20 protein-coding genes are annotated in these 23485 nt (G+C 68.1%); 3 read left to right on the forward strand and 17 right to left on the reverse strand.

All coding sequences use genetic code 11. The features are described 5' to 3' along the window. Positions 1–32 precede the first annotated feature (32 nt). The 6 genes from IEZ19_RS07020 to IEZ19_RS07045 form a co-directional block, all read right to left on the reverse strand. Positions 33–1358, reverse strand: a complete 1326-nt coding sequence (locus IEZ19_RS07020; RefSeq protein WP_189310138.1) for a restriction endonuclease subunit S — start codon at positions 1356–1358, stop codon at positions 33–35. Further along, positions 1355–3403: a type I restriction-modification system subunit M gene (locus IEZ19_RS07025; RefSeq protein WP_189310139.1), complete on the reverse strand. Its 2049-nt coding sequence runs from the start codon at positions 3401–3403 to the stop codon at positions 1355–1357. The genes IEZ19_RS07020 and IEZ19_RS07025 overlap by 4 nt, the downstream gene beginning before the upstream one ends. 190 nt (positions 3404–3593) lie before the next feature. After that, positions 3594–6089 (reverse strand): S8 family peptidase, encoded by a 2496-nt coding sequence (locus tag IEZ19_RS07030; RefSeq protein WP_189310141.1) that lies wholly within the window; start codon positions 6087–6089, stop codon positions 3594–3596. Between the two features lie 133 nt (positions 6090–6222). Further along, a complete protein-coding gene (locus tag IEZ19_RS07035; RefSeq protein ID WP_189310143.1) occupies positions 6223–7209 on the reverse strand; it encodes an AAA family ATPase in 987 nt (328 codons plus the stop codon). A gap of 328 nt (positions 7210–7537) precedes the next feature. After that, positions 7538–8890 (reverse strand): class I SAM-dependent RNA methyltransferase, encoded by a 1353-nt coding sequence (locus tag IEZ19_RS07040; protein ID WP_189310145.1) that lies wholly within the window; start codon positions 8888–8890, stop codon positions 7538–7540. Between the two features lie 87 nt (positions 8891–8977). Then, entirely contained in the window at positions 8978–11026 is a 2049-nt protein-coding gene (locus IEZ19_RS07045; RefSeq protein WP_189310147.1) for an APC family permease, read from the reverse strand. A 372-nt stretch (positions 11027–11398) separates the two neighbouring features. Here IEZ19_RS07045 and IEZ19_RS07050 point away from each other — a divergent pair, with 372 nt between their 5' ends. Continuing rightward, entirely contained in the window at positions 11399–12070 is a 672-nt protein-coding gene (locus IEZ19_RS07050; RefSeq protein ID WP_189310149.1) for a potassium channel family protein, read from the forward strand. Then, positions 12070–12741, forward strand: a complete 672-nt coding sequence (locus tag IEZ19_RS07055; RefSeq protein ID WP_189310151.1) for a potassium channel family protein — start codon at positions 12070–12072, stop codon at positions 12739–12741. The genes IEZ19_RS07050 and IEZ19_RS07055 overlap by 1 nt, the downstream gene beginning before the upstream one ends. A gap of 80 nt (positions 12742–12821) precedes the next feature. On the opposite strand, the gene IEZ19_RS07060 is transcribed toward IEZ19_RS07055, so the two are convergent. From IEZ19_RS07060 to IEZ19_RS07100, 9 genes are all read right to left on the reverse strand, one after another. After that, positions 12822–13580: a DUF3159 domain-containing protein gene (locus tag IEZ19_RS07060; protein WP_189310153.1), complete on the reverse strand. Its 759-nt coding sequence runs from the start codon at positions 13578–13580 to the stop codon at positions 12822–12824. A 3-nt stretch (positions 13581–13583) separates the two neighbouring features. Next, the gene (locus IEZ19_RS07065; RefSeq protein WP_189310155.1) at positions 13584–13982 is read right to left on the reverse strand and encodes an OB-fold nucleic acid binding domain-containing protein; all 399 of its coding nucleotides are present in this window, start codon (positions 13980–13982) and stop codon (positions 13584–13586) included. A 45-nt stretch (positions 13983–14027) separates the two neighbouring features. Next, positions 14028–14714, reverse strand: a complete 687-nt coding sequence (locus IEZ19_RS07070; protein ID WP_189310156.1) for a response regulator — start codon at positions 14712–14714, stop codon at positions 14028–14030. Next, on the reverse strand, positions 14711–17272 hold the full coding sequence (locus tag IEZ19_RS07075) for an ATP-binding protein (RefSeq protein WP_189310158.1): 2562 nt from the start codon (positions 17270–17272) through the stop codon (positions 14711–14713). The genes IEZ19_RS07070 and IEZ19_RS07075 overlap by 4 nt, the downstream gene beginning before the upstream one ends. A 124-nt stretch (positions 17273–17396) precedes the next feature. Then, complete coding sequence (locus IEZ19_RS07080) at positions 17397–18089, reverse strand: ABC transporter ATP-binding protein (RefSeq protein ID WP_189310160.1); 693 nt, start codon at positions 18087–18089, stop codon at positions 17397–17399. Positions 18090–18195: 106 nt separating this feature from the next. Further along, entirely contained in the window at positions 18196–19377 is a 1182-nt protein-coding gene (locus tag IEZ19_RS07085; protein WP_189310162.1) for an alginate lyase family protein, read from the reverse strand. 159 nt (positions 19378–19536) lie between these two features. After that, positions 19537–20292 (reverse strand): DUF3710 domain-containing protein, encoded by a 756-nt coding sequence (locus IEZ19_RS07090; protein ID WP_189310163.1) that lies wholly within the window; start codon positions 20290–20292, stop codon positions 19537–19539. A 1-nt stretch (position 20293) separates the two neighbouring features. Further along, positions 20294–20848: a dUTP diphosphatase gene (gene dut, locus IEZ19_RS07095; RefSeq protein ID WP_189310164.1), complete on the reverse strand. Its 555-nt coding sequence runs from the start codon at positions 20846–20848 to the stop codon at positions 20294–20296. Beyond that, positions 20845–21429 (reverse strand): PaaI family thioesterase, encoded by a 585-nt coding sequence (locus IEZ19_RS07100; RefSeq protein ID WP_189310166.1) that lies wholly within the window; start codon positions 21427–21429, stop codon positions 20845–20847. The genes dut and IEZ19_RS07100 overlap by 4 nt, the downstream gene beginning before the upstream one ends. A gap of 113 nt (positions 21430–21542) precedes the next feature. Between IEZ19_RS07100 and IEZ19_RS07105 the strand changes: the two genes are divergently transcribed. Beyond that, positions 21543–22007, forward strand: a complete 465-nt coding sequence (locus tag IEZ19_RS07105) for a DUF3093 domain-containing protein (RefSeq protein ID WP_189310168.1) — start codon at positions 21543–21545, stop codon at positions 22005–22007. Between the two features lie 113 nt (positions 22008–22120). Here the strand turns inward: IEZ19_RS07105 and IEZ19_RS07110 are convergent, their stop codons facing one another. Beyond that, positions 22121–23038, reverse strand: a complete 918-nt coding sequence (locus IEZ19_RS07110; protein WP_189310170.1) for a hypothetical protein — start codon at positions 23036–23038, stop codon at positions 22121–22123. 13 nt (positions 23039–23051) lie between these two features. Continuing rightward, positions 23052–23348, reverse strand: coding sequence for a DUF4193 domain-containing protein (locus IEZ19_RS07115; protein ID WP_005481602.1), 297 nt, complete (start codon positions 23346–23348; stop codon positions 23052–23054). Between the last annotated feature and the right edge of the window lie 137 nt (positions 23349–23485).

The raw sequence follows: 23485 nt of genomic DNA on the forward strand, positions 1-23485 counted from the left end.
AAGCTCCGTACGTAGGTGACAGGCGGACGGTGTTACACGGGGGCGTTGTGACGAGCTGCGGTCACGTCAAGTCGACCGGTCACAGCAGCGGTGACGAGGGCCTGGCGGTGCTCGGCAAGCAAACTCAGCTGGCGGGTCAGAGCCTCCTCCGCAGTAGTCGTTGTTGAGCGTGCACCCTCGCACCGGTTAACCACTGCTTGTTGTTCAGCAAGACCGATTTTTGGCACGGGAAAGTTCATTACTTTTGTGCTGCTGGTAGTGGCGATTCCGACCTGCGAAGAAGTGAAGCGAAAGTAGCGACGTCCGTGATTAGAAGCGAGCAAAGCCGATAGATACGCCGGGATCAACTTTCGCTGATCGACACGAATGGCGAAGATGTGATTCTGATGCACCATTCTTCGAATCTCACCATTCCAGACAGCGCCCCTGCCTAGATTGTCTGGATTCCCATTAGCTTCTGTCATCACAACGTCGCCAGCTCGAAGCGTTGCTCGCCGAGCCAGATCTGCGGGAATGGTGATCGTCTTAACCTCTGCCAGATCTACTTTCTCGCCCTGCACATTCGCGACACGAAGGTATGGATATTCGCCATCATTGGGGGTCGCCTTCCGGGCGCCATGCACCGTGACCCCCGATTGAACTCGGGCCAAGTAGCCGAGCCTGATAGTAGAGATTGACGCCGGAAGCCACGGCCACAACGCGCTACGGTCTCCGGGGGAAGAGATGCCAGGAGTAGTTGCCTCAGAAATCTCGGCCTTGTACCACTCGTCTAGCTTGTTGAGCTGACTTCGACGAAGGTCCCTGAGCCTATCAAGACGTGCGGTCTCAGCGTCCAAGAAGTCGGCGATGCGGCGCTGCTCGTCTATAGGCGGTAGCGGTACTCGCAGTTGCTCGATGTCGGGCATATAGATAGTTTTGTGCGTCGATCCAGCTGCGATACGCTTCAAGTCCGGCGACATGGCTCGAAGTGCGTGAAGCAGGAACCGCGGTTCCAAATCGGGGCCGCATGTCCAAGTGACAAAGTCCTGGGTGGTCGCCATGTCGGTTCCCATAATCGCGGAAAATCCGACCGATGCTGTACGGGAGAGGATCACCGTACCCGCGCAATGCCTCACTGCGGCAGAGTTGGCCAAACCGAGATAGCTAATCTTCTCCTTCGTTTCCGTGATCACGTTAACGGTCCCACTGCGAAGCTGCCAGACGTCCGCAAGCGTGATCCAAGGAATTGTGCAGTTTTCCCAATAATCTGGCACGTTACGGCTCGGCGTATGCCCGGTGCCGAGTCTTGCGACGAAACGGATAGGGACTGTCGGCCACCGAGATTCCGACAGCCATGGCGCGATTACATCAGATGTCACTGAGCCACCTCTCCCAGAAGCCCCTGAATCTCTACCTCGAGAGCTTTGAGTTCGGCGCTGATTACCTCGAGCGGCCTCGGCGGCTGGTACACGTAGAAGTGCCGAGTAAACGGAATCTCGTAGCCCACACGGTAGCGTACGGTTTCCCGGGCCTTGGGGTCTTTAGACTCTGCGATCCACGCATCCTCGACGTGCTCCTTAACTTCGCGCTCGAAGTATACGTCGATGTCCTCGCGCAACGGGACATTCTCAGTGCTCCGCAAGTCAGGATCTGGCTCAGGCTGACCTTTCTTGATGAACTGTGTTTCGCCTTCGGGATCTGGGACACCTACTGCATCACGCATTGCCTTGTCGAACGGCTTGGCCTTCGGCCAGGTGATGCCGGCCTGGTCCATCGCCGCGCCAAGGGCAATCCACGCCTCAGACTTGGTCTTCCATGTGCTGCCCAGCAGCGGCTTCAGCGCGGCGACCAGCTTTTCCGGCCCACCCTCTCCGAGCTCTTTCTCCACTGCTTTGGCCACCCGCAGCGTGTCCAGGGAATCCTCGGAGACCTCGAAACGCAATTTGAGCGGCCGGTCCACCGTGATGCGCTGGTAGCCGAAGTTGTCGGCGTCGAAGACTTTGACCTTGTCCGGCACAGAGTGCTGCGAGCCGTCACCGGAGCGCGTCAGGTGATAAGCCTCCCCGTACCAGGCGCAGATCTCCTTGCGCTGGTCCTCCCTGATCTCTTTGCGCTTGTTGCTCAGCGACTTCCGCATCTTGGACCACTGGTCCCGCGCGTCGATGAGGATGATCCGGTCCTTGAGGTTCTTCGGCTTGCGGTTGGTCACGATCCAGACGTACGTCGAGATCCCGGTGTTGTAGAAGAGCTGATCGGGAAGGGCGACGATCGCTTCCAGGTAGTTGTTCCTGATGATCCAACGGCGGATCTCGGACTCACCGGAGCCGGCGCCGCCGGTGAAGAGCGGGGAGCCGTTGAAGACGATCGCGATGCGACTGCCGCCGATCTCCCTACCTTCGGCGTCCTTCTTCAGCGGCCGCATCTTGTGGATCATGTGCTGCAGGAAGAGGAATGAGCCGTCGTTGATTCGAGGCAGACCGGCACCAAAGCGGCCGTCGTAGCCACGGTCCTCGTGCTCCTGCTTGACCTGCTTTTCGACCTTCTTCCACTCCACGCCGAAGGGCGGGTTGGCGAGCATGTACTCGAACTGCTCATCCTCATGGCCGTCCTGGGTGAAGGAGTTGCCGAAGTGGATGTTGGATGCAGCCTGACCCTTCAGCAGCATGTCAGAGCGGCAGATCGCGTACGACTCGGCATTGAGCTCTTGCCCAAACACGTTCACGCGCGCGTTAGGGTTGAGGGCTTGGATGTGGTCCTGAGCCGAGGAGAGCATCCCGCCGGTGCCGCAGGCAGGGTCGAGGATGTCGATCACCGGCGCTGCGCCGGTAAGGCGCTCGCCGTCTGGAGCCAGGAGCAGCTCGACCATCAGCTCGATGACCTCGCGCGGGGTGAAGTGCTCACCGGCGGTCTCGTTCGAGGCGTCCGCGAACTTGCGGATCAACTCTTCGAAGACGTAACCCATGTTGTGGTTGTCCACGGCCTCGAGGCTCAGGTCGATGCCAGCGAACTTCTGGACCACGAGGTAGAGCAGTCCAGCCTTGGCCAAGCGGTCAATCTGCAGATGGAAGGCATAGTGGTCGAGGATCTCAGTGGCCTCCGAGGAGAAGCCGCCGATGAAGTCTTTGAGGTTCTTCTCGACCTTCTGCGTGTCCGGATCCGCACCGATGGTGGCGAAGGTCTGGCGGGAGAGGTTGTAGAAGTCGCGACCGGCTGTCGCACGCAGGACCGCATCCTTGTTTTGGCCCGCAAAGGACTCGGCACGTGCCCATACGGCCTCGCGGGTGTCCTTCATCACGCAGTCCATGCGGCGTAGAAGCGTCATCGGCAGGATGACCTTGCCGTACTCGGAGCGCTTGTAGTCGCCCCGTAGCAGGTCGGCGACCGACCAAATGAAGTCGGCCAGCTCCTGATTCTTGTCGCTCACACGCCACCTTCTTGTGTTGTTCCGCTGGGAGGGCCCAGCTGCTCGCACCGTACCGGAGAGGTCTGACAGGGCTAGCGTACGGAAACCGGACGGGCCGCAGGGCTGCGGCCGATGATCTCAAGATGACCGGAAGCGTGCCCCGGATACCATCAGGGCCGCCGACGCTGGGTTGGGCCCGCCTGGTCACCTATCAGCCGAATTCCATCTGGATGGGGATGCCGTCCAGAATCTCGGTCTGTGCGTGTGGAGTGACCTCGACCGGCACGCCAAGCTGGGTTGCGATGGGGGTGTACAGGTCGGTGGAGACCTCCGGGGTACGCAGGGAGATCAGGAGGGCGTAACTGACGGGGAGACCGATTCGGTCATTGCGCTTGTTCGCCTTCCACCAGCCGCCGACCGGGTAGACCGCGAGCGTGCCGCAGTCGGCGAGTTCGGCCGCTGATCCGCGCCAGATGTCTGCGTGCAGGGAGCCGAGATTGCGGAATCGGGGGCCGACCAGCCAGTGGCTGTGGGACTCGAACGCTTTCGGGTTGCCGATCCCGTCACTTTCGTGTTCTGCCTGTTCAGCCAACCGTCTCTGGAAGGCGTCGCCTGATTCGGTGGGGCCCTTGATGGCGAAGCGCAAACCGTGCGAGGCGTAGCTGTAACGACCGAGCATGCCACGCCGGCCGGGGTTGGGTTCGATCATGTAGGCGAGCGTCACGCGCAGGTCCACAGTGGTCTCGGCCAGCTCGCGCAGCTGCTCCAGCGGCCATGGCAGTTCGTGCAGCTTGAGTTCAGCCAGCCGGACCTGCCCGCCCTTAACCCTCTTGAACGGCACTAGCGTGTTCTGAATGATCATCGTGACGGCGTTGGAGGCGCTGCTGCGTATGCGTTCGGCGGTGGGTACGCCCCAGCCATAGCGGCGGATCACCTGCCGCATGACCTCACCCTTGGCCAATCTGGGAGTTCCGGTCTTCTTGAAAAGGCCCTCCTCGACCATGGTCGGCGTCCATTGGGCTTCGTGGACGAGCAGGGCGCGGACCGCCTCCGGCCGTAGTCCGGGATAGGTACTCATCGCCGTGGCGGCCAGTGCTGCCGCCTGTGCGGTGGCAGCACTGGTGGCGTTCGCCCAGGTCAGCTGACGCGCGGGGTCGTGGTGGGTGGTTGCCACGCTCACCACTTCGTGCTGGTCCAGGAAACTATCGTCCGGCGCGACGAGCATATTGCCGCCTTCCAGGACGATGTCGGGCTTGGTGATGGCTGCGTTCGTGAGCGCCACGGAGGTTCGGCTGAACGGCGACAGGCCGCCTTGGACGACGAGCGGCCGATACCCGCGAAACAAGGGAGTGTCCGGGACGGTATCCAGGTGCGTGCAGGCCCCGACGGTGAGCACGTTGTGCGCCTGGGCGGGTTCCTCAATACGCGACAGGTCGGAGAGCAGCAGGGGATCCAGCGTGCCTTCCTCGGTGCGCATCTGATCGGGAACAGCACCGCGGACGTTGCCCGCGCTGACGATGATCAGCCGCGACGCCTCCGGATCCGGTGCGCCGATCAAATCGATGCGGTCGTCTCGCACAGTCACGTCCGTGCCCGCCGCCAGAGCATCCAGGGTGGCCGACCACAGGGTTGCTGTGCCGTCGACCCCGTTCTCGCCTTCCCCGGACTGTCGGGTGACGGCCATCGAGAAAACCCGGGCGGACGGCACGGGACCACCATTGCCGATTTCGACGGTCGCTACAGCGTTAGCGGTCGTTTCGGCGCAGGTCCGCGGTGACTTTGCCGGCACGTAGCTGTCGTCGAGGATCTTCACGGACTCCAGACCGTGGCTGAGAACCACTGGGCCTTTCGACTCAAGGGCGGCAGCGAAGTCCCCGAACAGGGCGAGCCCGGCCATCTGCGTACCGTGTCCGCTGCGGTCCGCTGGTGTACTGCCTGGCAGCACGGTGTAGGCCCGCTCGTGCAAGGCGGGCTTGAGTAGCGAATGTTCCTGGGCTATGCCTGTGTCCAGGATGCACACCGCGGGGGCCTGAGGGTCGGCGTGCTCAATGCGATCGGCGAGATCTTCGACGAGGTCCACGCGGAAGGCGCGGTCGACGGCGTAGATGCCCTCAGCGAAGGTCGGCCTGCGGATCTCGGCAGGGCAGGCGTTCGTGGCCAGCAGGACCGTGAGCTCCTCGCCGGTCGTCGCAACATGCGCGACAAGGCGCTCGCCCACATGGATCGCCCGGTCACTCATGCGCCACTGCCGCTCGCCAGCAAGGGAACGCAGGGTGACAACCGGATCCGTCGGCGAGATCCGCGGATCAAACCACAGCTCCCACCACCGCTCCTCGTCCATGGGCGGCAGGTCCTGCCGCTCCTGCCACAGGTGCTCCAGAAGCGCTCGGTGGATCTGCTCCATGTTGGCCACCAAGGGGGCTTGCTTGGGATTGCCCCCGTCGGTGTCCTCGGTGAAGGCGTGGATCCGCTGCGTGAACGAGGTGACCTTGTCGAATGGGACCCAGACCAGCGCATCCTGTGGAGCGTCGTCGGTCTGCGGATGGCTGCTCATGAGCGTCAGGCCCGAGCCGTCGAGACGCTCCAGCGACAGCGGGTGGTCACGCGCTGCTTCGATCCGCACGGCGAAACCGTCAGGTTGGAACGCGTCGGGGGTCTCGTGGATGAGCTGGGCCGACTCTCGTTCGGCCTTCTCAAGGCCGTCCACCAGAGCAGCAGCGTGCCCGTGACGGTCTTCGCGCTGGGCTAGGTCAGGTCCGCCTCCGCCAGAGGGTTCGGAGCGCGGGGTCAGGGTGGCGGCCCGCCAGGCCACCACCAAGTGCGGGGTCGCTCTTGCGGGCTCAGGCATGGTGGGAGGCGTGCCGCTCGCTCAGCGCTTCCAGCAGCAGCTGCTCGTCCACCACGTCTCGGCCGACCAGGATGGCCCGCTTGGCTGCCGCTTCCGCCGCTTTGACCAGCTCGGCATGGCTCAGACCAGATGCACTGTCTGTCACGGCGTCCCACCGTACTGTGCCTGTATCCATTCCGGCTAGCCGTCGGCGCATGACCTCCACGGCTTGCTCGGGCGTGGGGGCACCGTACGTGGCGATCATGTCGAAGCGGCGGAAGAGCGCCCGGTCCAGAAGCTGGTGGTGGTTGGTGCCAGCGACGACCAGGCTCTCAGAGGGAGCCTCGTCCAGGAACAGCAGGAAAGAGTTCAGGATCCTGCGGGCCTCGCCGACGTCGTTGCCTGCCGCTCGCTCGGCGCCGAGGGCATCGAATTCGTCGAACAAGTAGACAGCGCGTGTCTGGGCGACCGCGTCGAAAACCAGGCGCAGTTTTGCTGCGGTCTCGCCCATAAACCGGCTGATCAGCCCGTCCAGACGGATGGTGAACAGCGGCAGCTTCAGCTCGCCGGCCAATGCTGCGGCGGTCATGCTCTTTCCGGTTCCTGGAGGGCCGGACAGCAGGATGCGGTGCACTGGAGTGAAGCCGAAACGCTCCAGCCGGGCGCGCTGACGCTGCTCGTGCAGCACGCGGTCCAGAGACGCTCGTAGCCCCGCGTCCAGGGTCATGTCGTCAAGTTGGGTGTCTGGGTAGCCCGCTGTCAGAAGGCTGGTGAGCTCGCCGCGGGGCTGCACGACCGGGGTTGCCGCATTCCGGCTGCTGGCTCTGCTCTGCTTCTGCTGCGCGCTCTCAACCAGCTCACGCAGTTCTACAGCGAACCTCCCCTGCCCCTGGCGAGCGGACTTTGCCGCCACCTGCAGGGCGACGCTATAGAAGAGGTCGTCGTTGGCTTCGGCGTGCGCTCGCACGAGAGCTTTCAGGTGCTCGGCGTTTGCCGCCATACGCCTGTCACCCTTCCGATGCCAGCTATCTGTGAGAGAGGTCTACCCAGGAGCCGATGGGCACCTGCGTCGCCTGCATCGTACGGCTCGAGGCGGCAGAGTGTTGCCTGGACGTTCCCGCTCACCGCCCGTAGCAGCGCACTGTCGATCAGACCCATGCGGCCAACCTGCCCCACAGAGTGGCCGTCAGAGCGCCTGAGCAGCGACACAACGGGCCTGACACCCCATCAGAACGAGCGTCAAATGAGCGTCACGAGCGTCATTTCAGCGTCAAGATATCGCCCGTAACGCCCACACCGCACATAATGCGCACGCACAAAACCGCAGGTCAGGAGCCCTTCGCGGCCGGTTCGAGGATGGCGACACACTCCACGTGATGGGTCATCGGAAACAGATCGAACGCCCGCAGCGTCCGCACCCGGTACCCCCCGTCCCGGAAGTAGGCCAGGTCCCTGGCCAGTGCCGCCGGGTCGCAGGCGACGTAGGCGATGCGGCGGGCGCCCAGGGAGGACAGATGGGCGACCGTGGAGCGGCCGGCGCCCGCTCGGGGCGGGTCCAGGACGATCAGGTCGACCTCCGTGATGCCCGTGCGCGGCAGGACCGACTCGACCTTGCCCTGTTCGACGCGGACGCGCGGGAAGGCGGCGAGGTTGTGCCGCGCGTCCTCCACCGCCCGCTTGCCCGACTCGATGCCGAGGACCGCGCCCTGCTCGCCGAGCCGGTCCGCCAGCGCGCCGGCGAAGAGGCCGACGCCGCAGTAGAGGTCGAGCGCCATCTCGCCCTTGCGCGGCAGCAGGCCCTGCATGACCGCCGTCACCAGGGTGTCCGCCGCCTTCGGGTGGACCTGCCAGAAGCCGCCGTTGCCGACGCGGTAGGTGCGGCCGTCGGCGCGTTCGCGGACGAAGGGGCGGCCGTGGACGCGGTGCACGCCGCCGGACTTCTCGTCGACACGGAGGACCGAGACCGGCTTGTCCAGCTCGACCAGGGGCAGGCGGGCGCCGGGGCGCGGGGTGAGGATCACCTGGCGGTCCTGCGAGCCCGTCGCCGCGATCGCCTCCACCGAGTCCATGCCGGCCCAGTCGCGCTTCTCGACGCCCAGCTCGCTCACGCCCTCGGCGGCGATCATGCAGTGGTCGATCCGCTCCACCTCGTGCGAGCGGTGCCGGCGCAGCCCCGCGTGGCCCTCGGCGTCCACCGCGTACTGCACACGCGTCCGCCACCGCGGCACCTCGCCCGCGGGCAGCTTGTCGCCCTCGGCCGGCATCACCGTGCCGTCCCAGCCCGCCTCTTCGGGCGTGAGGCCCGCGAGCCGCCGCAGCTGCTCGGCGATCACCTCGCCCTTGAGGCGGCGCTGCGCGCCCGGCTTGGCGTGCTGCCAGTCGCAGCCGCCGCAGCGTCCGGGGCCCGCGAAGGGGCAGGGCGCCTCGACCCGGTCCTTCGAGGCGTCCAGGACGGCCACCGCGTCGGCGCGCAGGAAGCGGGCACCCTCCTCGCCCTCCGTCACGCGGGCAAGGACTCGCTCTCCCGGCAGCGCGTGCCGGACGAACAGCACCTGGCCCTCCGCGGTCCGCGCGATGCAGTGTCCGCCGTGGGCGACGGGGCCGATCTCGACCTCGTACTCCTCACCCACGAGCGACTCCGCCGGGGACCCCGCCTGCGTCTTCTTCGGTTCTGCCTGCATGGCGGGGTGGCTCCAGACGAGGGAAGGGGTAACAGCCCGCTCGGCGGGCCGACAACAGCCCACCAGTCTACGTCCTCCCCGCACCCCTCAGTGCTTGGCGCCGGGCTCCTTCGGCCGCACCTGCGCCGGACCGCGCCGCACCGTGCCCGGCGCGTGCCATTCCTGCCGCTTGCGGGCCCGGTCACGGGCCGCCTCGGAGGACTGCAGCTGGTACGGCACCGAGGTCACCATCACGCCGGGCGTGAACAGCAGCCGGCCCTTCAGCCGCAGAGCGCTCTGGTTGTGCAGCAGATGCTCGTACCAGTGGCCGACCACGTACTCCGGGATGATCACCGAGACCGCGTCGCGCGGGGACTCCTTGCGCAGCCCCTTGACGTAGTCGATGATCGGCCGCGTGATCTCCCGGTACGGGGAGTCGAGGACCTTCAGCGGTACGTCGATGCCGCGCCGCTCCCACTCCTCGCGCAGCGCCTTCGTCTCCGCCGGGTCGACGTTGACGGTCAGCGCCTCCAGGTTGTCCGAGCGCATCAGCTTGGCGTAGGCCAGGGCGCGCAGAGTGGGTCGATGGATCTTGGAGATCAGCACCACCGAGTGGACGCGCGAAGGCCGTACGCTGTCGTCGCTCGGGCCCTCGGGAGCCGCGATCTCCTCGAAGACCCGGTCGTAGTGCTTACGGATAGCGGTCATCGTCGCGTAGAAGATGCACATGCCGAGCAGCGCGACCCAGGCGCCGTGGGTGAACTTCGTGACCAGGACGACGACCAGCACCAGACCGGTGAGGAAGGCACCGAAGGTGTTGATCGCGCGGGAGCGGATCATGTGGGTGCGCTTCGACAGATCCTTCTCGACGGCCAGGTGGCGGTTCCAGTGCTTGACCATGCCGACCTGGCTGAGCGTGAAGGACACGAACACGCCGACGATGTACAGCTGGATCAGCCGGGTCGAGTCGGCACCGTAGACGACGGCCAGCAGGATGGCGGCGCCCGCGAGCAGCACGATGCCGTTGGAGAAGGCGAGACGGTCGCCGCGGGTGTGCAGCTGGCGGGGAAGATAGCGGTCCTGGGCGAGGATCGAGCCGAGCACCGGGAAGCCGTTGTAGGCGGTGTTGGCGGCGAGGAAGAGGACCAGCGCCGTCGCCGCGGCCAGGATGACGAACAGGAAGCTGCCCTTGCCGAAGACGGCCGCGGCGACCTGGGAGATCACCGGGTTCTGCACATAGTCCGGGCCGACCGGGACGCCGTTGTGCAGGAGGTTGACGGCCGGGTTGTCGGCCATGCGGACCTTGGTCGTCATGGCCAGCGTGATGATGCCGCAGAACATCGTCACGGCCAGCAGGCCGATCATCGCCAGCGTGCTCGCCGCGTTCCTGGACTTGGGCTTGCGGAAGGCGGGGACGCCGTTGGAGATCGCCTCCACGCCGGTAAGCGCGGCGCAGCCGGAGGAGAAGGCGCGCAGCAGCAGGAAGACGAGGGCGAAGCTGGCGAGGCCCTGGTGTTCGGCCTTGATGTGGTAGTCGGCGGTCGGCGCCCGCATGAGGTCGCCGAGGACGAGTCCGCGGAAGGCACCCCAGGCGATCATGATGAAGACGCCGGTGACGAACACGTACGTGGGGATCGCGAAGAGTGTGCCCGACTCCTTCACGCCGCGCAGGTTCATCAGCGTCAGCAGCACGATCACGGCGACCGCGCACAGCACCTTGTGCTGGACGACGAAGGGGACGGCGGAGCCGAGGTTCTCGATGCCGGAGGAGATGGAGACGGCGACGGTCAGGACGTAGTCGACGAGCAGCGCGCTGGCGACGGTCAGGCCTGCCTTGGGGCCGAGGTTGGTGGTCGCCACCTCGTAGTCGCCGCCACCGCTCGGGTAGGCGTGCACGTTCTGCCGGTAGGAGGCGACCACGGTCAACATCAGCACGGCGACAGCGACCGCTATCCAGGGGCTGAAGTGGTACGCCGACACACCCGCGATGGACAGGACCAGCAGGACCTCGCCGGGCGCGTACGCCACGGAGGACAGCGAGTCGGAGGCGAAGACCGGGAGGGCGATGCGCTTGGGCAGGAGCGTCTCGCTCAGCCGGTCACTGCGCAGTGCGCGCCCGATCAGGATGCGTTTGGGCACGTCGGTCAGTTTGGACACGAGAGAGGATCGTAGGCCTTCGAACAGGGAGCCGCCCACCGCCCGTCCCGAATCTGCCTCACGAGTGAACTCGGAGACGAAAGGAACTGCGGATTCCGAAGAGCGCATGCCCGCCGTGCCTAGATGGCAAACCCCGCCTCTCGCCGTACTCCGGAGGTTCCATGCCCGTGACCGCAGAACTGATCGGCGCCGCGGCCACCCTCGTCGGTCTCGGAATCCTGACCCTGTGGAGCGTGCGCAGCATCACGCGACGCTGATCGCGCAAACCCTCGCACGGGGGTCCCCAGCCCGGACGGTGCGTGTGTAGCTTGGGCCTCGGTCTGAGACCCTGATGGGGCTGAGCAGTCACTTTTGAACACCGGAAGGACGGTCGTGCACATCGTCATCATGGGCTGCGGGAGAGTGGGTTCCGCTCTCGCCCAGACCCTGGAGCAACAGGGGCACACGGTCGCCGTGATCGACCAGGACCCCACCGCCTTCCGTCGGCTGGGCCCCGGATTCGGTGGCCGCCGGGTCACCGGCGTCGGCTTCGACCAGGACACCCTGCGCGAGGCGGGCATCGAGGAGGCCGGCGCCTTCGCCGCCGTCTCGAGCGGTGACAACTCGAACATCATCTCGGCGCGCGTGGCCCGTGAGATGTTCGGCGTGGAGAACGTCGCCGCCCGGATCTACGACCCCCGCCGTGCCGAGGTCTACCAGCGCCTGGGCATCCCGACCGTGGCGACGGTCCGCTGGACGGCGGACCAGATGCTGCGCCGGCTGCTCCCCTCCGGTGCCGAGCCGCTGTGGCGCGACCCCACCGGCGGCGTCCAGCTCGCCGAGGTGCACACCTCCCCGGCCTGGGTGGGCCACAAGATCAGCAAGCTGCAGGAGGAGACCGGCGTGCGTGTCGCGTTCGTCACCCGGCTCGGCGAGGCGATCCTGCCCACGTCGCAGACGGTGCTGCAGGAGGGCGACCTCGTGCACGTGATGATGCGGACGGACGAGGTGGACAAGGTCGAGGCCGTGTTCGCGCAGGGCCCCGAAGAGGAGGGCGGTCACTGATGAGGGTCGCCATTGCCGGGGCCGGCGCGGTCGGCCGCTCGATCGCGGGCGAACTGCTGGAGAACGGCCACGAGGTCCTGCTGATCGACAAGGCGCCGACCGCCATCTCGGTCGAGCGCGTCCCGCAGGCGGAGTGGCTGCTGGCCGACGCCTGCGAGATCACGTCCCTGGACGAGGCTGCGCTGCAGCGCTGCAACGTCGTGATCGCCGCGACGGGCGACGACAAGGTCAACCTGGTCGTCTCGTTGCTGGCGAAGACGGAGTACGGCGTCCCGCGCGTCGTGGCCCGCGTGAACAACCCGAAGAACGAGTGGCTGTTCAACGAGGCCTGGGGCGTCGACGTCGCCGTCTCCACGCCGCGTCTGATGTCCGCCCTGGTCGAAGAGGCGGTGAGCGTCGGCGACCTGGTCCGGCTGCTGCGCTTCAGCCACGGCGACGCCAACCTCGTGGAGCTGACCCTGCCGGAGGAGTCGGCCCTGGCCGGCACCCAGGTCGGCCAGGTCGAGTGGCCCGAGGACACGTCCCTGGTCACGATCATCCGCGGCACCCGGGTGCTCACCCCGTCCAAGGAGGACTCCCTGGAACCGGGCGACGAGCTGCTGTTCGTCGCGGCGCAGGCCCGCGAGGAGCAGCTGGAGGACCTACTGTCGGTCCGGCGCGCGGACGACTGACGGTTCATTCGAGGGTTACGACGAGGAGGGGCGCCCGGTGCTGCACCGGGCGCCCCTCCTCGTCGGCTGCGAAGCGTGGTCTACCGGCGGTGACGGCCACCGGTCGACGTCTGGCCGCCCTCTTGGGCCAAGGCCGCTTTCCGCTCCTGTTCGGCCTTCTCCTCGGCCTCCATCTCGGCGAAGACGTCGATGGGGGCCGGTGCCTTCGCGAGGAAGACCCAGGTGAGCCAGACCGCCAGCAGGAACGGCGGGATCTTCAGGATCACGAGGACCCAGCCGAGCTGGGTCGTGTCGGCCCACCAGTACAGCGGGAAGAGGATCGCGCACTTGGCGAGCAGGATCAGGCCCCAGGCCCAACTCGCCTTGGCGTAGGCCTTCTTGCGGCCGGGATTGCGGGTGCGCCAGGAGAGGTTCTCCTTGAAGACCGGGCCCAGGATTAGGCCGATCAGGGGCACGCCGGCGAGGGTCGTGACGACGTACGCCACGGCCAGGCCCAGGGTGTAGAGCATGCCGGGCAGATAGAAGTCCTTGGCGTTGCCCGTCATCATCGCGAAGACCACGCCGAAGGCGACGCCGAAGACGCCGCTGAAGGCGTGCTTGACGGTGTCCTTCATGGCCAGCCGCACCACGACCAGGACCAGCGACACGGCCAGGGCGGCGATCGCCGACCAGTGCAGGTCCTTGTTGATCGTGAAGATGGTGACGAAGAGGAGTCCGGGCAGGACGGTCTCGACCATGCCCCGGACACCGCCGAACGCCTCGAACAACGCGGCCTCGGTCACCGCCCGCGCATCATCGTGCTGCTGGGCGTCTTCGGTCGGCTTGTCGAGTGACGTCACCGGCTACTCCCGTCCGAGGGGTCTCAGTTCGTACTTGGGGTTGAACAGCACGCGGCGGCCCCGGCTCATCGAGATCCGGCCCGATGCGATCAGCTTGCGCCCCGGTTCTATCCCGACGATGGAGCGTCTGCCGAGCCACACCACGTCCAGTGCCGCGGAGCCGTCGAACAGCTCGGCCTCCAGGGCGGGGACTCCGGCGCGTGGTCGCAGGGTGACCGTGCGCAAGGTACCAGTAACGGTGACGATCTGCCGGTCCTGGCAGTCGCCGATCCGGATACAGCCCGTGGTCTCGGTGTCCTCCCGCAGTTCCTCGGACTCCAGGTCCTCCTGGGACGAGGAGAGCCGGTCGAACATGCGCCGGAACCGGCCCACCGGCTTTTCGGAACGGGGAACAGCACTCATGTCCAAAGCGTACCGGGGCGCACCGACGCTGTCGTACCCCTCCCGCTACCGCTCGAACCGGTACCCCATGCCCGGCTCGGTGATGAAGTGCTTGGGGTGGGACGGGTCCGTCTCGAGTTTTCTGCGGAGCTGGGCCATGTACACGCGCAGGTAGTTGGTCTCCGTGCCGTACGACGGGCCCCACACCTCCTGGAGCAGCTGCTTCTGGCTGACCAGGCGGCCCGTGTTGCGGACCAGCACCTCCAGCAGATGCCACTCCGTAGGCGTCAGCCGTACGTCCTTCCCGCCCCGGTTGACCTTCTTCGCGGCCAGATCGACCGTGAAACCCTCGGTCTCCACCAGGACGTCGTCGTCGGCGCCCCCGGCCACGGGCTCGGCGCGGCGCACGGCGGCCCGCAGCCGGGCCAGCAGCTCGTCCATGCCGAAGGGCTTGGTCACGTAGTCGTCGGCACCCGCGTCGAGTGCCTCGACCTTCTCGTCGGAGGTGTGCCGGGCCGACAGGACCAGGATCGGCACCCGGGTCCAGCCGCGCAGCCCCTTGATCACCTCGACGCCGTCCAGGTCGGGCAGGCCCAGGTCGAGGACGACCACGTCGGGATGGCGGGAGGCCGCGAGTTCGAGGGCGGTCCTGCCGTCGGCGGCCGCGTCCACCTCGTACTTGCGGGCCTTGAGGTTGATCACCAGTGCGCGCACGATCTGCGGCTCGTCGTCGACCACCAGCACGCGGGTCATGAAACCTGCCTTTCCGGTTCTTCCACCGCGGAGGCCTCCCCCGGCCGGAGCGCCTCGGGACGCGATCCCGCCGCGCGGAGGCTGAGGACCATGGTGAGGCCGCCGCCGGGCGTGTCCTCCGCGTTCAGGGTGCCGCCCATCGCCTCGGCGAAGCCACGGGCCACCGCGAGGCCGAGACCGACCCCGGCGCCGCGCGGGGCGTCGCCGTAGCGCTGGAACGGCTCGAAGATACGGTCCTTGGCCTCGTCGGGGACGCCGGGCCCGCGGTCCGCGATCCTCACCTCGACCCGGTCGGCGATGGCGCTCGCCGCGACCAGCACGGAGCGGTCCGGCGGGCTGTACTTGACGGCGTTCTCCACCAGGTTGGCCACGGCCCGCTCGAGCAGCCCGGGGTCGACGGCGACCATGGGCAGGGTCTCGCCCACGTCCAGCTCCACGCTGTCCTCGGGCACGCCGACCAGCGCCATCGGCACCACCTCGTCGAGGTCGATGTCACGGATGAGCGGCGTGACCGTGCCGGTCTGCAGCCGGGACATGTCGAGCAGATTGCCGACCAGGTGGTCGAGGCGGTCGGCGCCCTCCTCGATGCCTTCGAGCAGCTCCGCCCGATCCTCCTCGGACCACGCCACGTCGTCGGAGCGCAGCGAGGTGACCGCGGCCTTGATCCCGGCCAGCGGGGTGCGCAGATCGTGGCTGACGGCGGCCAGCAGGGCCGTGCGGATGCGGTTGCCCTCGGCCAGCGCGCGGGCCTGGTACGCCTCCTCCTGGAGGCGCCGGCGGTCCAGGACGACGGCGGCCTGCGCGGCGAACGCCGCGAGCACCCGCCGGTCCTCGGCGGGCAGCACGCGGCCGGTCAGGGCGAGCGCCATGTGAGCGCCGGCCGGCACGTCGACGTCGGCGTCCTCGGGCCGCTCCAGCGGCCGCCCGAACCCGGCCCGGCCGGCGCAGGTCCACGGCTCGAGGTCACCGGCCCGCTCCAGCAGGGCGGCCGACTCCATGCCGAAGGTCTCCCGGACCCGCTCGAGCAGCTCCTCCAGGCTGGTCTCACCGCGCAGCACGTTGCCGGCGAGGAAGGAGAGGATCTCCGACTCGGCGCGCAGCCGGGCCGCCTGGTGGGTGCGCCGGGCCGCGAGGTCCACCACCGAGGCCACCGACACGGCGACCCCGACGAAGATCGCGATGGCCACGATGTTCTTGGGGTCGGCGATGGTGAAGCGGTGCAGCGGCGGTGTGTAGAAGTAGTTCAGCAGCAGGGAGCCGAAGGCGGCCGAGGCCAGGGCCGGCAGGAGGCCGCCGAGCAGGGCCGCCGCGACCGTCAGCGTCAGGAACAGCAGCATGTCGTTGGCGAGGCCGAGGTCGACCCTGTTGAGCAGCAGCGCCATGATCACCGGGCCGGCCAGCCCCACCAGCCAGCCAGCGACGATCCGGGTCCGGCCGAGCCGCGCGCCCCGGGCCACGGGCAGCCCGCGCCCCTTGGCGACCTCCTCGTGGGTGACGATGTGCACGTCGATGTCGGGTCCCGACTCCCGGGCGACCGTGGCGCCGACGCCGGGCCCGAAGACGTACTGCCAGGCCTTGCGGCGCGAGGAGCCGAGAACGATCTGGGTGGCGTTGGCGCCGCGTGCGAAGTCCAGCAGGGCGGCGGGTATGTCGTCGCCGACGACGTGGTGGAAGGTGCCGCCGAGGTCCTCGACCAGGGTGCGCTGGACGGCGAGCTCCTTCGGGGAGCCGGCCGACAGTCCGTCGCTGCGGGCGATGTAGACCGCCAGCACCTCACCGCCGGCGCCCTTCTCCGCGAGCCGCGCGGCCCGGCGGATCAGCGTCCGCCCCTCAGGACCGCCGGTCAGGCCCACCACGATCCGCTCGCGCGAGCCCCAGATCTTCGAGACCCGGTGTTCACTGCGGTACTGCTTCAGGTATTCGTCGACCCGGTCGGCCACCCACAGCAGCGCCAGTTCGCGCAGGGCGGTCAGATTGCCGGGGCGGAAGTAGTTGGACAGGGCCGCGTCGACCTTGTCCGACTGGTAGATGTTGCCGTGCGCCATACGACGGCGCAGCGCCTGCGGCGACATGTCGACCAGCTCGATCTGGTCCGCCCGCCGCACCACCTCGTCGGGAACCGTCTCCTGCTGCCGTACCCCCGTGATCAACTCGACGACGTCGCCGAGTGACTCCAGATGCTGGATGTTGACGGTCGACACCACGTCGATCCCGGCCGCCAGCAGCTCCTCCACGTCCTGCCAGCGCTTGGTGTTCCGCGAGCCGGGGACGTTGGTGTGGGCGAGTTCGTCCACCAGGGCGACCCTGGGAGCGCGGTCCAGCACCGCGTCCACGTCCATCTCGGTGAAGACGGCCCCCCGGTACTCGAGTTCCTTGCGCGGGATGTGCTCGAGGCCGTGCAGCATCACCTCGGTGCGCGGCCGGTCGTGGTGCTCCACGAAGGCCACCACGCAGTCGGTGCCGCGCTCCACGCGCCGGTGGGCCTCGGAGAGCATCGCGTAGGTCTTGCCCACGCCCGGTGCCGCGCCGAGGTAGATCCGAAGCTTGCCGCGTGCCATGGTCCTATTGTCTTCCGGTGACTGCTGCCTACGCAGCGTCGACCTTACGGCCAACAATTCCGGCAAGTGGGACACGGGGTCGGGCAGCGGGCATCTTTGACACAACCCTGACGGGTCGCGCGGCTCAGTGCTCGACGATCGTGCCGTCGCTCAGCTCGAGGACCCGGTCGGCGAGGCCGAGCAGGGTCGCGTCGTGCGTGGCGACCAGTGCGGTGACCCGCTCGCTGTGGACGACGGCGCGCAGCAGCTCCATCACCGCGAGGCCGGTCTCGGCGTCCAGCTGGCCGGTCGGCTCGTCGGCGATGAGGAGCGCGGGGCGGTTGGCGAGGGCGCGGGCGATGGCGACGCGCTGCTGCTGGCCGCCGGACAGCTCGCCGGGCCGCTGTGCCGCGTGGTCGGCGAGGCCGACCAGGGAGAGCAGCAGCTCGACGCGCTCCTCGCGCTCGCGCGGGTCGGCCCGGCGCAGCCGCATCGGCACGCCGACGTTCTCGGCGGCGGTGAGAATCGGGATCAGCCCGAACGACTGGAAGACGAAACCGATCCGGTCCCGGCGCAGTTCCAGCAGACCGTTCTCGCCGAGGGAGGCGAGGTCCTGCCCGTCGACGTCGATCCGGCCGCGGTCAGTGGTGTCGAGTCCGCCGACGACGTTCAGGAGTGTGGTCTTGCCGGACCCCGAGCGTCCCTTGAGGGCGACCAGCTCACCGCGCGGAACGTCGAAGGAGACGCCGCGCAGGGCGTGGACGGCCGCGGCTCCGTGGCCGTAGGACTTGTGGACGTCCTCGACGCGCACCATGGTCTCGGTGGCCACCCGGCTCATCGCGCCTCCCCCGCTTCCCTGTCTCCCCGTGTCCCAGCGTCCGCGGTTTCCCGTGGACCGGGCGCCAGTATCGCCGCCTGACGCCCGGACGATCAACGGGTTCGGGTCAGTTGGGGTTGTCGCCGTGCGTGAGGGTCTCCCAGGCGACGAAGAGGTTGTTGCTGCCCGCGGGGCGCTGCGCCTCGGTCAGTGCCTGGGTGTTGGTCATGGCGATGCCCAGGCGGTTGTGCAGCGCGTTGTAGCCGACCTCGGTGACGGGACCGAGCCCGAGGTTGAGGGAGCCGCCGCACAGCCAGCTGGGTACGGCCTCGCCGCGCTGGTACTTCGACTGGAAGCCGAGCGCCTGCCGCAGCCGCTCGCCGACGTCGGTGCCGTACAGGTCCTGGCCCTGGATCCGGCTGGTCTCGGCGACGTGCGAGATCGAGGAGATGCCGTATCCGGTATGGACGAAGTCGCGGCAGGTCTCCTGGGTGAGGCCCGTGACGAAGGTCGGCTGGCCCTGCCAGTAGTTGACGATCTTGTCCCGGGTGTCGAGATTCTGGCTGGGCACGGTCTTCGGCAGCGAGCCGTCCGAGGACAGGTAGACATAGGCGGCCGTGCGCGTACGGAACTTGGCCATGGCCGTGTCGTACGACGTCTTGTCCTCGAGGAAGACGGAGATGCCGACGGCGGCCTCCATCATCGTCAGCTCCCAGTTGCCGTTGGAGTTGGAGCCCTTGATGACGACGGGGAGGTAGACGTTGCGGAGCATGGTCGCGAAGCGGCCGGAGTTCGCCCAGCCGCCCGTGTACGTGTACTTGATGATCTCGGCGGCCTTGGGCCAGGAGGAGCCGGCCCAGCCGGTCTGCAGGGGCGCGTTGCTGTTGGTGTGGCTGGTGATGGTGGCCGACCAGGCGTCCATGATCTGGATGGCCTTCTGGGCGTAGCGCGCGTCCCGGGTGATGTACCAGGCGAGGGCGTCGGTGTACGCGGCGATCGCGTCCTCGCGCTCGCCGGTGCACCCGTAGTCGGGGTTGGAGTACGAGCCGCACTCGACGGTGGCCCGGGGCTTGGGGGTCCGGTTCAGGTCGGCGTACTTGCTCGCCGTCATCTGGTCGTAGGCGGCCTTCCAGGGCTGGGCACCCGCCTGGACCTCGGCGCGGGCGAAGTCCAGCTGTCCCTGGGAGACGGTGACTCCGGGGTGGACGAAGGCGGTGGGGGCGGCGTCGGCGCGGTGTGCGGCGGTGGGTGCCACGAGGACACCGGACAGGAGGGCGGTCACCACCGCGAGGAGGGGGGAACGACGCACAGCAACTCCGTTCTCGTATGTGAACTCGGAGCGCCTTCATGAACATAGGCGTTGGCCGTGGACCATAGGTACAGTCCAATGACCCGTCAAGAGTCCGCGCACGAGAAAGGGCCGCACCCGCGAGGGGTGTGGCCCTTGTCGCTCCTGTCTCAGCCTGTCTCAGCGGACCTCGGTGATCTCCGGTCCGCGCTGCAGCTGGCCCATGCCGCCGGAGAAGCGCGAGGACTCCTCCTGCTGAACACCCTCGGGCACCATCTGCGCGTCGTTCGGCAGCTTCAGGACGATCGGGTCGCGGGGCGCCATCGGGCCCTCGCCGCGGACCACGACCGTGTCGCGGAAGATCTGCTCCAGCATCCCGGCCGCCTGCGGCTGCACCGCACCCTGGCCCGAGATCACACCGCGCAGGAACCAGCGCGGACCGTCCACACCGACGAACCGCACGACCTGGAAACCGCCGGTGCCGTCCGGCAGCTGCACCGGGACCTGGGCGCGCAGCTCCCAGCCCAGCGGACCCTCGACCTCGTCGACGATGCCGCCCTGCTGGGTGATGCCGGAGCCGATCTCCTCGCGCACCTCACCCCAGATGCCCTCGCGCTTGGGCGCGGCGAAGGCCTGCAGCTGGATGGCGCTGTCGCGCAGCACGACCGTCGCGGCGACGATCGCGTCACCCGCGACCTCGACCCGCAGCTCCATGCCGTCGATTCCCGGCACGAACAGACCGCCGAGGTCCACGCGGCCCTCGCTCGGGTCGCGCACCTCGGAGTCGTCCCAGGGCCCATCGGGCCGCGGCTCCGGCTCGAGCCGTACGCGCTCGCCCTCTACCTCGTCCGCCTCGGTGTCGACGCTGTCGACGACCTGCTCGGCCTCGCCGGCCGCGCCCTCGGCGGCACCCTTCGTCTTGCGACGTCCGAACACGTCACTGTCCTTCCCGGTCGGATACGACCGAAGCGTATCGATTCCCACCCGTCCGGCCACCTTCGGCGGCCCGACCGCTTGTGCCGCTCACGTCGCCCACCGCGGCATGACCGCCGGTGGACCCGAAGCCCCCCTCGGCCCGCGCCGAGTCGGGAAGCTCCGCGACCTCCTGGAAGCGGACCCTCTCGACCTGCTGGACGACCAGTTGGGCAATCCGGTCGAAGCGCTCGAACCGCACGGACTCGCGCGGGTCGAGGTTCACCACGATCACCTTGATCTCCCCACGGTACCCGGCATCAACCGTCCCTGGGGCATTCACCAGAGCGACACCGCAGCGGGCGGCGAGACCGGAACGGGGGTGCACGAAGGCCGCGTACCCCTCCGGGAGGGCGATCGACACTCCCGTGGGCAGGACGGCACGCTCACCGGGCTTCAGTTCGCAGTCCTCGGTGGTGCGCAGATCGGCGCCCGCGTCGCCGGGGTGCGCGTACGCCGGCAGCGGTACGTCCGGGTCGACGCGCCGGATGAGGACGTCCACGGGGGACTCGGGGCTCACGGGTTCACCTCGAAGGCGCGGGCGCGCCGGATCTGGTCGGGGTCGTTCATGGCGGCCCGGATCTCCTCCTGGCGGCCGTGGTCGATGAAGTGGTCGACCTTGACCTCGATGAAGAGGGCGTCGGCGCGGACGGCGACGGGACCGTCGGGGCCGTCGATCCGGCCGACGGCGCTGGAGTAGATCTTCCGCCCGGCTACGGCGGTCACCTCGGCGGACAGGTACAGGGTCGTCCCCACCGGCACGGGCCGCGCGAAGTCGGTCTCCAGCCGTCCGGTCACGGCGACGGTCCGCAGGAGCCAGTTCAGCGAGCCGAGCGTCTCGTCGAGCGCGGTGGTCAGCACACCGCCGTGCGCGAGACCGGGCGCACCCTGGTGGGCGCTCTGCACGGTGAACTCGGCGGTGAGGCTGACGCCCTCACCGGCCCTGGCCTCCAGATGCAGTCCATGGGGCTGCTCACCGCCACAGCCGAAACACTGGCTGTAATGCGCACCGAGAAGCTCACCAGGCGCGGGTGCGTCGGCATGCCGCACCGGTTTCACGGCGTCGGCGGGAGGCTGAAGAGCTGCGGAACCACCACTCACAGGCGCAGACCTTACCCGCCCACCACCCACCCACCACCGCCCCACCCGACAGCGCTTCGCGCCAGGCCGCCCTGATTCCCGGCGCACTCCGGCACCGTGCCAAGCTTGGCTTCATGCAGCTCTCCGCCACCCCGTACGAAGAACGCCTCACCGCCCCCCGCTCCTGGTGGCTGATCAGCTTTCTGGTCGGCGTCTCACTCGCCCTGATCCTGCTGCCCTTCGGCACCCTGCCGCTGCTGGGCGGCCTGGTGGGCGGCACGGCGGCGGCCGCGGTGGTGGCCAGTTCGTACGGCTCGCTCCGCATCCGCGTCGTGGGCGGCCACCTGATCGCCGGCGAGGCGAAGATCCCGGTGACGGCCCTGGGCGACTCCGAGGTGCTCGACCCGGAGGAGGCCCGGGCCTGGCGCACGTACAAGGCGGACACCCGCGCCTTCCTGCTGCTGCGCGCGTACATCCCGCGGGCGCTGCGCGTCGAGGTCACCGACCCGGCGGACCCGACGCCGTACCTGTACCTGTCGTCACGGGAGCCGGAGAAGCTGGCGGCGGCGATCGAGGCGGCGCGGGAGGCGGCGGTCTAAGGGCTGCCGCGCGGGGCGAAGACAGGGCCGAGGGCCGTCGGCGCGTCCGCCGCGAGCGGGGCCGGAACGCCTCAGTAGCCTCCGCGAAAAGTCCGGAGAGAGGGCCGGAGGCCTCAGTGCTCCAGTTCCTTGCCGATCTCGCCCATCGTCAGCGGTTCCGCCGGGGGCTCGAGCGGGGGCAGCTCGGGGAGTTCGTCCCACGGCACCTGTGCCTTGCGCAGATCGGCGCGGATACGGGCGGCGAGCTTCTTGGTGTCGCGGCGGTTCATGACCGCACCGACCGCCGCACCGACCATGAACGGCATCAGGTTCGGCAGGTCACGCACCATCCGCTTCATGATCTGCTGGCGCAGTTCGCGCTTCATCTGGCCCCCGAGGGCCAAGTTGATCGACGACGGCTTCAGCACGTCGATCCCGCGCTCCCCCGACCAGGAGGACAGATACGCGGTACTGCGGGCCTTGAGGCTGCCCGGCGGGCGCAGGCCGTAGACCTCGTGGAGCTCGGCGATCAGCTTCAGCTCGATCGCCGCGACCCCGGTGATCTCCGTGGCCAGTTCCGTGGGCATCGCGGGCGGCACGGGCAGCATCGCGGCGGCACCGACACCGGCCCCTACCGTCGACGTCGCGTTCGCCGCGCCCGCCACGAGTCTGTCCGCGATCTGCTCCGGCCCCAGGCCCGGGAACTGCCGGCGCAGCGTCGCGAGGTCCCGTACGGGAATCCGCGGGGCGATGTCGATGATCCGGTCCGCGAGATAGGACAGGCCCGCTTTGGCGCGGCTGCCGCCCATACGGGCACCGTCCCGGGCGAGGTCCCGGGCCTTGCCCCCGATGACCGCGACCCGTCGCCTCGCGATGGGCGGCGGCTGCTCAGCCGGCACGGGGAGGTCTCCCCGGTCGGCAGGTTCGAGCGAGGCCCCCACTTCGGATGAGCCCCGCTCGCCCTCACGCGCTCCGTGCGGGCCGTCGGACGGCCCTTGGTCCGCTCCCCCCAGGGAGAAGCGGCGCTTCCGAGGTGGGGTCGAGCCAGTCACGGCCGACCCCTCCTCAGTCGCAGTCGCGGCAGATCGGCTGACCGTTCTTCTCCCTGGCCAGCTGGCTGCGGTGGTGCACGAGGAAGCAGCTCATGCACGTGAACTCGTCCTGCTGCTTCGGCAGGACACGGACGGCGAGCTCCTCGTTCGAGAGATCGGCACCGGGCAGCTCGAGCCCTTCGGCGGCCTCGAACTCGTCGACGTCCACTGCTGAGGTGGACTTGTCGTTCCGCCGGGCCTTCAGCTCTTCAAGGCTGTCCGAGTCGACGTCGTCGTCGGTCTTGCGTGGAGTGTCGTAATCGGTTGCCATGTCGCTCTCCCCCTCTGGGTGTCTGCGGTGTCTCCAGCGCACGTAACGCGTGAGAGGCCGGACTTGTGCCCGACCTGAGGCGGAGATTTTGCCTCACATCAAGGTCTGTTACTCAATCGACACCCAACCGGACTCCT

The organism is Streptomyces brasiliensis (genome assembly GCF_014647875.1).
Classification (GTDB): Bacteria; Actinomycetota; Actinomycetes; order Streptomycetales; family Streptomycetaceae; genus Streptomyces; species Streptomyces brasiliensis.